This window comes from Chryseobacterium sp. RR2-3-20 (assembly GCF_017808115.1).
In the GTDB taxonomy this organism is placed as follows: domain Bacteria; phylum Bacteroidota; class Bacteroidia; order Flavobacteriales; family Weeksellaceae; genus Chryseobacterium; species Chryseobacterium oryzae.
Map to the genome: position 1 here is coordinate 1 of NZ_JADQBD010000094.1, position 8023 is coordinate 8023.

The window sequence follows — 8023 nt, forward strand, 5'->3', positions numbered from 1 at the left end:
AGGTATAGTTCTAAAAACTAACAAAGCCCATAGTTCACCTCTGCTCTCCTTTGAATAAATTTAACTATTTTTACAGAAAACAAAGTAAAGGCAAAGCCCCTTTCCGTTGTACGCAATATTCACAAAACTCGTTCTGAAATAATTTTCGGGAATTTCACTGAAAAAAAATTCTGAATAAAAAATTGGTTTGAATTTTAGATTTTTAAATTTCTTGCATTTCTAAATTTTGTTGAAAAAACGGTCTTGACTTTTACAACTTTGCGAATAAAATTTGCGTGAAAAAATTCAACTAACGGTTCTAACTTTTACAACTTCGCGAATAAAATTTGATTGAAAAAAATTCAAATGACGAATCCGACTTTTACTAATTTGCGAATAAAACTGACTGAAAAAATTCAAATAACGGTTCTGACTTTTACAAACTTTGTGAATAAAATTTGCGTGAAAAAAATTGAATAACGGTTCTGATTTTTACAAACTTTGTGAATATAATTTGCTTGAAAATAGTTGTCGTACTTGAATTTTTACTTCTCTGAATCGAATTTAACGGTGTTAAATCCAATTCGCCGAACCAAAAATACTGCGTACAACATTGTATTGGCAAAATGCGGGATTGAAGTTTTAATTGAAAATTTAATTGTATTTCGTCGCAAAAAACTTTTTCCTTTTACTATTTTTTGTATTTTAGCAAAAGGAAAAAAGTTTTTGCTTTTTGTAGTTTAAGTTGAACATTTTCAGCGTTTTAGCCCGCACTTCGCCAATACTTTTTCCGTTATGTGCCATTTTATCGAAACGCTCCAAACAACGACAAACGAACAGTAAAAGAAAATAATTTTGCATATTATATGTTTACTTATTATATTTGCACCGACAATTTCGTCAAACAAAATATTTTAAAATGTGGACAACAGAAATAAGTCGTAAAACGACAGCAACAAAAGAGCAAATTTGGAAACTTTGGACAGACGTGCCTAATTGGAATGTTTGGGACAAAGAAGTTGAAACCTCTAAGCTTTTTGGACAATTTCAAAAAGAAACAAAAGGTATTTTAAAACCAACAGGCGGACCAAAAGCAAAATTTGAAATTACCGAACTAACTAACTTGAAGTCTTTTACAAGTAGAAGTTTTTTACCTCTTTGCAAAATGGACTTTATCCATACAATGACAGAAACCAAAGACGGACTTGAAATTACACATAAAGTTGTAATGACAGGTTTTATGACTTTTTTATTTTCAAAAGTAATTGGTAGTAAAATTATAGTTGGACTTCCAATTGCAGTTGAGAAACTAATTGAACTTGCAGAAAAAAACTAAACCAAAATGGCAAAGACAGATTTTAGTTTTGACAAGTTCGAAGAAAGCACAGGATTTTTATTATGGCAAGTAACAAACTTATGGCAACGAGAAATTAAAAAAGCATTAGAAAAATACGAATTGACACATTCGCAATTTGTGTTACTTGCAAGCATTCATTGGCTGACATTAGACAAACAAAACGTAACACAAATTTTGTTATCCAACCATACCAAAATTGACCCAATGACGACTTCAACAGTTTTGAGAACCCTACAAACAAAAGGGCTTATAAAACGACAAGAACACGAAACGGATACAAGAGCAAAAACAGTTGGGCTTACAGAAATTGGACTTAAAAATATTAAACAAGCAATTAAGACAGTTGAACAATTTGACAGACAATTTTTCGGCTCACTTGACAATGAAACAGAGGATTTTAACAACAAATTGACGACACTACTTGACAACAAAAACGGCACATAACATCATATTTGCAAAAACGGGGGTTTCGTGCTTCTATGAAAGTTTAGTGCAAGGCTCAAATTCAGTTTTTCAAATAAACATTTGTGCTAAAAATCCCCGCCTTCGCAAATATGAGAACCGTTATGTGATATGGCATCAAAAATCACGCTCCGAAATAAACTCCACGATTTTGAGTGAATAAAAAAGAAACTGAATCCAGACCAAAAATGCGTGAAAACAAGGTCTGAATTCATTTTCAAACTTGACTGACTGAATAAAATTCGGACTTGACTTAAAAAACTGATTTCTGACACCATATCACTAACGGAAAATGTGCGTGAAAACAATTTAACGCGTCAAAATCACTCTGGTGAAAAAATTCTGAATGAAAATCCTACGCAAAATCTTTCCGAAAAAATTTTTGAATTTTAGCGTTCTGAAATTTTAACTGTGTGAATAAATTCGCGATTGACTTTTAAAAATAACGCTGAATTTTAAAAACTTTGCTGAATGAAACTTCTGAAAACTGAATCTAACTGAATAAAAAATTATGGAAAATTGCCACATCACATAACATCGTATTGCTAAAATGCGGGACTGAAGGCTCTTGCGTTGAAAATTTTGTGAAATTTAGTCGCAAAAAATGTTTCCGCCTCCATTTTTTTATTAATTTAGTCAGCGGAAAACATTTTTTGCTTCGTGCAGTTTTTAGTAGAAATTTCAGGTGTAAAAGCCCGCACTTCGCCAAGCCCTTTCCCGTTATCGGTCAGGCAAAACTGTGACACCGAGAAAACGAGGCACAAAAAAATAAAATAAAAATGAATCAGAGATTAAACAATGCTAAAACGACTTGCAATACTAAATTCAGACATTTACTCAAAAGCTGACATTGAGTTAGACGACTGTGATTCATTACAAATAGTTGGACCAAATAATATTGGAAAAAGTACGCTGATTTATGCTTTGAATTTCCTTTATATTATTGACGGAAAGCAAATGACTTTTAGTGGTAATAGAACGGGCGACAAAACTACGATTAACCATTACTTTCCCTCAATCAATTCAAGTTATATAGTTTTTGAAATCTTCAAAAAGAGATATTACTCTATTTTGGTCAAGAAAAACGCAGAAGGCGGTTTAGATTATTATAAAATTGATAGCGACTACAAAGAAGAACAATATTTTGTACAAACATCGGAAGGACAAAAATTAAAGAAATTTGATGCTTTGCTTGCCGACCTTTCTTCGTCAGGTGTAGAATATAATAAATACTCAAACAGACGAGACCTTTTCAATTTTGTTTATCAAAAAGGAAAGAAAAACAACGGTGTTGTTTGGCTAAATGAAGGAGCTTCACAAGACCAAAGAGAAATAAGCAACAACTTTTCTAAAATTTATCGTTATCTGATAAATTCAAAACTTATTGACAACAAGACATTAAAGGAATCTTTGATTATCGCTGACAACAAAGAAAATGAACAAGTTGAATTTTCCAAGAAAAACCAAAAGGACATTCAAACTCTTTTGAAGCACAATCGAGAAATCAAAGTAATTAGAAGTATTCAAAAAAGTTTTTCAGACTTTAAGGAATTAGTAAACCAATACAAAGCTAAAAATCAAATATTATCTGAAATTGTATTCGCCTTTGACAAACTCTATTCTTCTGTAAATATTGACATCAACACAAGGCTTTTAGAGAAAAAGAATGAACGAGATAAAAACAGAACACAATTAAGCGAAAATTTAATCCCGAAACAAAACAATCTAAATCAAACTATTGGAAAGTTAGAAGCAACCATTTCTCAAAAAGGTTCAGCAAAAGAATCCCTTGCAGAAAAAATTCGAAATATAAAATCGTATGAGGGAATTGACTTTTTAAAACAGTCATTCAGCAATTTAGACACACAAAGAAAAGACATCGAAAGCCGATTAACTCAAATTGAAAACCAAAACCTAAACAGTCGAGATTTAGAAAACAAAATTTCTAAATTCAATCAAGAAATTTCAAAACTTGAGGGACAAATTGAAACTTACTCAAATTTGCTCATTCATCAGATAAGCAAAAATGGGAAATACAAAGAATTGCTAAATGCAATTCTTTCCGATTCCATTACTGCACTTCCGAAAGAAAATATTCAATTGGGGATTGAAAATCTATCTGATATAATGAAAATATTTGACGGAGCAATTACAATTCCGAAAGATTTTAAAGGAAAACCAATTCCGTCTATTGATGACTTAAAACTACAACGAGAAACTGCAATAAAGGAGAAAACAAGTAACGAAAAACTCTTGCCGATAGCAAAAGATTTAGAAAAATACCGTAATGAACTTTCTTCTGTTCAAACAAAAATTAAAGAAACTGAAAAGAAAATTGAGGAACTTAATTCGTTACCCGAACTTGAAAAAAATCTTGCAGTATTAGAAGAAGAACTAAAAAATCTTTTTCAAGAAAGAGATAATACAGAAAAAGAATTAAAACAAACAACGGAACTAATTGCTAAAATAAATGAAGCTATAAATATTCTTTCGGAAGACATCAATAAGGCAGAAAATCGCATTAAAGAAATTCAAAGTTGGAAAGTAAAAGTTGAGCAATCGGGAATAATTCCAATTGATTATCAAACAAACGAAATACTTGATAACCTTTTCAAAAATTTTGAAAGAAATTCTACCGAGCGGGAAAGTATCAAAAACAACAAAGAACGATTATTTGAAAATCTGAAAACAAAAACGGAAAAAAGTTTTGCTTCGGAAGATGAGTTTATCAAATATCTTGATTCCGAACTTGCAACGCTTGACGATAAGCAAAAAAGTATTGACGCTTTATTGAAAAATATTTCAACTCAATTTTCAATTCCGTGCAAAACACTTCACTCAAAATTTCAAGAGTTTGAAGCGTTCATCAACAATCAATTCAATTCTAAAATCAAAAAAATTAAAATCTCCGATATTGATTCTTTGAGTATTGAAATTATTCCGAACGAAAATCTAATCAAAGATTTGAAGAAGATAATGGATATTAGAGATTTAACTTCTGAACTTATTTTTGACGACCAATCGGAAAACCTCAATATACTGAACAGATATTTGGATAACCAATCTGTAATTGATTTTAATAACCTTTTTGACATCAAATTACATCTTGACAAAAAAGGACAACACAAAGTTGTTGATTTAAGAAATCAAATTGAATCGGACGGAACAGATAAAATGATTAGAATGGTAATCATTATGTCAATTATCCACCAAATTGTAATCAATGATGAAGAAAACAAAATTGTGATTTTTGTTGATGAAATCGGAACAATTGACGAAGCGAACAGAATTGAAATTTTGAATTTCTGTAAGGAAAATAATTTTGTTCCAATATCAGCCGCTCCGTTGCACCCTTATGATGGATTTGACAAATATTACTTGGTGAGAAGAAGCAAAGGAAAAATAGTTTTGAGTAAAAATAGCGGAAATGTAATTTATCGTAAATCGAAAATAAAGTGAACCAAACAGATTTCAGAACATACAAGAAATTAAAAGAGGATTCTTTTCTTACAGAAAAAGCAATCCCTAAAACTGTTTTGAATTCCCACCATTTCAAAGGATTGGTTTCTTCTTTAATTCTTGAAAAAACAAAATCAGGCAGGGGTTTCCGATATGAAATAAGAAAGTCAACTGAATTTGAAAGTTTTTTTATAACGCATTTTCCCGAAGATATTGAAGTTAAAGACAAATCAGATAATGTTAGAAAATTTAGAAACTCTAAAATTCAAAAAACAGTTTCAAAGCCAATTTTTATGCTTCGAGGTTTTTATATAATTAAAGTAAATGACAACGAAATAAACTTAGAGGATTATACCAACAAATTTCAACTATTTGCTTGTAACGCAGATAAAATTGAAGCAAAAAAAATTTGCATTGTTGAGAATTTAGACACGTTTTTAGTAGCAGAAAAGTTGTTAGGTAAAAACTTTATGTTTCTTCATAAATATGGACGAATAGGAAAAGATTCTCTTGGTAGTCTTGTTACAAATCAGTTACTTGTTTTTGTTGATTACGACTTTAACGGACTTGAAGAATTTTTGAGAATTAAAGAAGTTTTTGAATTTGCTCAATTATACATTCCTCAAAACTATGATGAATTATTTCAAAAATATTCTCAAAGTCTTAAAGGAAATAAATCTGAAATGACAAACAGAATTAAACAAAGTTCAGACAATAATGTAATTAAAATTAGAGAAAGTATAATACGGAACAACCGATTTTTAGAACAACAGTATTGGAAATATGATTAAGTCCGAACCAAAATCAATATTGCAGTTTATGGCAAATCATTATGATTTGCTACGAGACCTTTTTGACATACAGGTTAAGAACGATATCATAACAAAAGAATCTTTAATTATCTGTTTAGAAAATTACGACAAGAACATTCGGGAACAACTAACAGAATATCAAATTTTGGTTGAGCAAAATGACGACTTTGCTTTTAACGAGCCTTATTTTGTTCTTTTTGAATTTATACATCAAAAATTCAAGCCACTGTTACCCGAAGAAATTGAACATTTCGGTCAAGCAATCAGAACTTTATTTCTAAAAATAAAAGAAGGGATAAATGACGATAAGAATATTTTACTGGAAAGAATTGAAGCACTATCCAATCAAATTAAAAAGTTCACAAATGCAGTTGTAAACAACACCAAAAGTTTATTGACAGAATCAAAAGAGCTGAAAGCAAACAATAAGAAAATTGACTACCAAGAGAAAATCCATAAAGCAAGGTATTTAATCGAAAATTACATTTCGCCACTCAATACGATTTTAGACGTAAATCATAGTCAATCCATTTACAATGAATTACTGAATGTTTCGCAATTTACTAACGTAAAACGATTTGATTATGCAGATGAAAGTATAAGGCGAGAGTTTGAAAAATTGTATCACTTACTTCGTCAAGTTGCCAAAGATTTGAATTTACAATCTGTAACGCTTACGAATGAATTATTGCCTTTAATTGAACGAATAAAAACAGAAAGTCAATATTTAAGTGGGTTTCATTACTATTTAACCAATGGGAATTGTTACAAAGAAATTGAACCGCCACGCATTTTCGTTTCTACTCGTGATAATATCTACAACAAATTTGTGTATGAAAATACAAAAGAATACTTTGACCAATTTCAATACGAAGAAGACATAATTGTTATTGAAGATTCTGAACAAACAAATGATTGGCTTTTTGACAAGTCAAAGTATAAAGAAACATTGAATCAAAAATTGCCCATTGATGATTTCTTCAAATGGTGTGAAAACTCGATCAAAGAAGAAAACGAGGATTTTTCTTTTGACAACTTTTTTATGGTAACTAGTTTACTTTTTGAGGAAGATTATAAAGTTTCAGTAAGCCAAGACGGAAAGAATATTTCTGTTTCTAACGAAAATTCTGAACTAATTATGCCAAAACTAACAATAAAAAAACAAGAAGATGTATCCAGATAAACATAAGGAAATAGTAACCTCTCTAATGGAAGGCAAGTTTATTACGGTTGAAGATTTATCGTATGAAACAATCAAGAAAAACGAAGATTTTTATATCACGTTTTTTGAAAAATCGTTTGGTTTTGAACTTATCGGAAATCAGGATTTTTACTATCTTGTTTCAACCGACACAAACGAAAATACATCAAGAGATATTTCAATTTTCTTTTCGGTTTTATGTTACGAACTTGACAAAGACGGAAAGAACTTTTTAGAAGAACTTAATTATTCTGAATTTCACATTGACGAGATAATTGAATATTTCAAAAATTCTTCGTGGACAGATGTTATCAAAGTCAATAAACAACTAAACAATGACGAAAATTTAAAACGCCTTATCGGAACTATGGCAAAGCGAAATATTGCTGTAAAACAAGGCAACGACAGATATTCATTTACCAAAGCACACAAATTGTTTATTGACTTTGTAAAAGACTTGATTAAAGATGATAAAGACGAAACGACAATATAACCAAAACTGCCCGAACCGATAACAGCAGTTTGGCAAAATGGCGGGTTCAGTGCTAAATTCAACGGCAGTTCTTGGATTAAAATTTTGTGCAAAACTGAACATTTGTGCTTCGATTTCCCGCCACTTCGCCAAGCCCTTTCCCGTTATATGCAACCCAATAAAATGCATATTCCTGAAATAGGTTGACAAAAAATTCATTAAATATTGTCAAACTATGGAACAAGAAAAATTCAATAGGTGTCCAAAATATACCTATCAAA

7 protein-coding genes are annotated in these 8023 nt (G+C 30.6%); 6 read left to right on the forward strand and 1 reads right to left on the reverse strand.

All coding sequences use genetic code 11. The annotated features are described in order from the left end of the window. The first annotated feature begins 898 nt into the window (after nucleotides 1–898). The 6 genes from IV513_RS14240 (at nucleotide 899) to IV513_RS14265 (ending at nucleotide 7763) form a co-directional block, all read left to right on the forward strand. Nucleotides 899–1315: a hypothetical protein gene (locus tag IV513_RS14240; protein WP_209391225.1), complete on the forward strand. Its 417-nt coding sequence runs from the start codon at nucleotides 899–901 to the stop codon at nucleotides 1313–1315. Nucleotides 1316–1321: 6 nt separating this feature from the next. Next, a complete protein-coding gene (locus IV513_RS14245) occupies nucleotides 1322–1780 on the forward strand; it encodes a MarR family winged helix-turn-helix transcriptional regulator (protein ID WP_209391226.1) in 459 nt (152 codons plus the stop codon). Nucleotides 1781–2596: 816 nt separating this feature from the next. After that, the gene (locus IV513_RS14250) at nucleotides 2597–5257 is read left to right on the forward strand and encodes an ATP-binding protein (RefSeq protein WP_209391227.1); all 2661 of its coding nucleotides are present in this window, start codon (nucleotides 2597–2599) and stop codon (nucleotides 5255–5257) included. Further along, a complete protein-coding gene (locus IV513_RS14255; RefSeq protein ID WP_209391228.1) occupies nucleotides 5254–6048 on the forward strand; it encodes a hypothetical protein in 795 nt (264 codons plus the stop codon). The genes IV513_RS14250 and IV513_RS14255 overlap by 4 nt, the downstream gene beginning before the upstream one ends. After that, the gene (locus IV513_RS14260) at nucleotides 6041–7252 is read left to right on the forward strand and encodes a hypothetical protein (protein WP_209391229.1); all 1212 of its coding nucleotides are present in this window, start codon (nucleotides 6041–6043) and stop codon (nucleotides 7250–7252) included. The genes IV513_RS14255 and IV513_RS14260 overlap by 8 nt, the downstream gene beginning before the upstream one ends. Continuing rightward, nucleotides 7239–7763, forward strand: a complete 525-nt coding sequence (locus tag IV513_RS14265; protein ID WP_209391230.1) for a hypothetical protein — start codon at nucleotides 7239–7241, stop codon at nucleotides 7761–7763. Before IV513_RS14260 ends, IV513_RS14265 begins: the two co-directional genes overlap by 14 nt. A gap of 76 nt (nucleotides 7764–7839) precedes the next feature. Here IV513_RS14265 and IV513_RS14270 read toward each other — a convergent pair. Beyond that, nucleotides 7840–8023: hypothetical protein (locus tag IV513_RS14270; protein WP_209391231.1), on the reverse strand; the 184-nt coding region annotated here is incomplete at its 5' end.